Raw genomic sequence first — 2,792 nt, forward strand, 5'->3', positions numbered from 1 at the left:
CCCTGCACCGCGACTGGGACCACGACGCCCGCGACGCGGTGGCCGCCCTGCGCATGGAAGCCGCGGCCGACCCCGACGACCCCGAACTCACCCGCCTGGTCCGCGAACTGTCCGCCCAGGACCCCGACTTCCGCACCTGGTGGGCCGAACACCGCGTCATCACCGCCGGCTACGGCACCAAGCACTACCGGCACCCCCTGGTCGGCGACCTCACCCTCGACTGCGACACCTGGGCCAGCCCCGACGGCTCCGGACAACGCCTGATGGCACTGACCGCCGAACCCGGCAGCCCCTCCCACGACGCCCTGCGCATCCTCACCTCCTGGACCACGGCGCAGACGGACCCGAGCCCGGCGCGGGACAGGGCCTAGTAGGGCCTAGTAGTACTGCAACGGTGCGGACCGCCAGCCCTCGGAGAAGCCGTAGGCGGCGTCCGCGGTCACCCACCGGAACGGGACCTTGTCCGCGACAGCGCGGCGGACCATCGCCTCGGCCATGGCCACCTTGGTCTCGAAGACGACCTCGTCGCCGATGCCGGCCCGGCGGCATTCTCCCGGTCGTCGGTCCGGGAGACGGGCAGATACAGACGCCGGTCGATCAGTGTCCGCCCGCGGCCGGTGGCATAGGCGAGGAAGACGCCGACCTGGCAGTTCTCCGTCCGTCCGGCGGTGCCGGGGTACTGCCGCCGCACCCCGGCCGACCGTGTCCCCTTCTTCAGGAAGCCCGCGTCGTCGCAGTACTAGGGCGCCTGCCAATCGCCGCCGACGCTTGCGGTGAGCACGGGCGCGGCGTGCGGTCCGTGGTCCGGGCCGGCCGCGCCGGCCTGCGGGCCCGGCTGTGCCGCTGTGGTTCGAGTGGTACACCACGAGCCAGACCGCCGGCTCCGCACCCGGCGACCGGGTCCAGGTCAGGTACGCGCTGTACGGTCCGGGCGGCTACGAGCTGACGAGCCTGTACCCGGTGGGGGCCACGGCGACCCACCTCGGCAATCTGCTCGCCTGCCTGGAGCTGTTCGCGTCCACCGAGACACCTGCCCTGCCACCAGGGTGGGAGCAGACCCTCCCCGACTGTCTCCGACGCGTCCTGGACATACTGCTGCCGACTCGTCGCCGTACTCAGCTCGGGCGACGCGTTCGCCCACCGCAACCACCGCGCCCTGTACTTCTCAAGGCGCAGCGGGACGGGCCGGTGACCGGCTTCCATGGCCGGTCACCGGCTTCCGTTCCCGCACCGGCGGTCCCGGATTCCCCTCGGGGCCGCCGGAACGCACCACCTCGTCGCGTCAGGAGGGCGAGCGCAGGGCATCCACCGGCTCCATCCGGGCGGCGCGCAGCGATGGGTAGAGACCCGCGAGCAGGCCGACCAGCGCACCGGCCACCGGGGCCCCCAGGGCGAGCCGCAGGTCCAGCACGGGCGTCCACTGCTTCACGCCGGCCACGCAGACCACGACGACCACGCCGATCGCGGCGCCCACGATGCCGCCCAGCAGCCCGATGGCCGTGGACTCGACGAGGAACTGCCCCGCCACCTGGCGCCGCGAGGCACCGAGGGCGCGGCGCAGCCCGATCTCGCCGACCCGCTCCATCACCGTGACCAGCGTGACGTTGGCAATGCCGATCGCGCCGACCACCAAGGACACCAGGCCGAGCACCAGGAACAGTCCGTTGACATCGCCCTGCACACCCTTGCGTGCCCTGGACAGGTCTGGGGGAGCGAGCACGGTCAGGGAGTCCGCGCGGCCGGGGGCCAGCGCGATCGGCGCCTGCCGTGCGACCTGCTGCGCGGCGCCGAGCGAGGTGTTGATCAGTACGCGGGTCACGTCCTTGAGACCCATCCGGTCCGCACCGGTGGTGGGCGGCAGGATCACGGAGGTGGACAGGCGCTGCTCGCGCTGGATGCCACCGAGCACACCGATCACGGTGTACGACTGGCCCTCGAAGAAGACGGCGGGCGCCTGCTCCACGTCGTCGATGCCCAGCAGCTTGGCGGCCTGGTCGCCGAGGACGGCCACCTGGCCGTGCCGCTCGATGTCGCCGGAGTCGAAGAACCGGCCGGAGACCATCGTTCCGTGCACCGCGGCGGGGAGACCGACGGTCGCAGAGAACACCGCCAGGGTCTGCCCGTTCACCGTCCCAGGCGCGATCACGTCGTTGGCCCGTATCCGGACGTTGGACGTGCCGTCCCCCTCCGCCAGCGCGGCGGCCGAGGTGACTCCGGCCAGACGGGTCACCGCGTCGACGCCCGACCAGGCGATCGGCGGGGGCTCGTTCGCGCCGGGCGCCGGGCGGGGTGCCACCACGGACACCGAGGTGGCGGTGAGGGCGTCGAAGCGCCCGACGATCTGGTTAGCAGCCGTCGAGGCGATCCCTATCGTGATGACCAGGGTGCCGATGCCGAGCACCGTGCCCAGCGTCGTCAGGGCCGAGCGCACCGGACGCGCCAGCACGCCGGCCAGCGCCTCCGACCACAGATCACGCGGGTCCATCCAGGGCCGGTCGTGACGGTGGCCACGGGGCCGGCCGCGTGAGCCGGCCGCCTTCGGACGGGGTGTCCGCCCGCGGACGCCCCGCTGATGAGGCGCCGGGCGACCGGATGTGTCCTGTGCCGGGCGGGTCCGGGACCTGCCACGCAGGGGGATCGTCATGCCTCCTCCTGACGGAGCCGGCCGTCGCGGATACGGACCCGCCGGCTCGCCCGTGCGCTCACCGCGTCGTCGTGCGTGATCACCAGCAGGGTCATGCCCTGCGCCTGGAGCACGTCGAAGAGCTCCAGCACCGATGCGGTGTTCTCGC

The 2,792-nt window shown here is 72.8% G+C and carries 2 protein-coding genes and 1 pseudogene; 1 reads left to right on the forward strand and 2 read right to left on the reverse strand.

The features are described 5' to 3' along the window. Positions 1-371: MmyB family transcriptional regulator (locus IE273_RS42980; protein WP_444545943.1), on the forward strand; the 371-nt coding region annotated here is incomplete at its 5' end. 6 nt (positions 372-377) lie between these two features. Here the strand turns inward: IE273_RS42980 and IE273_RS45470 are convergent. Beyond that, positions 378-691 (reverse strand): annotated as a pseudogene (locus tag IE273_RS45470) (transposase). Positions 692-1,282: 591 nt separating this feature from the next. Continuing rightward, a complete protein-coding gene (locus IE273_RS42990) occupies positions 1,283-2,485 on the reverse strand; it encodes an ABC transporter permease (protein ID WP_189820539.1) in 1,203 nt (400 codons plus the stop codon). Positions 2,486-2,792: the final 307 nt, after the last annotated feature.

Source organism: Streptomyces olivaceoviridis (assembly GCF_014650115.1).
In the GTDB taxonomy this organism is placed as follows: domain Bacteria; phylum Actinomycetota; class Actinomycetes; order Streptomycetales; family Streptomycetaceae; genus Streptomyces; species Streptomyces olivaceoviridis.

Excerpts from the sequence above, each read along its gene's own strand:
- IE273_RS42990 (WP_189820539.1), bottom strand. The coding sequence starts at position 2,485 with ATGGACCCGCGTGATCTGTGGTCGGAGGCGCTGGCCGGCGTGCTGGCG.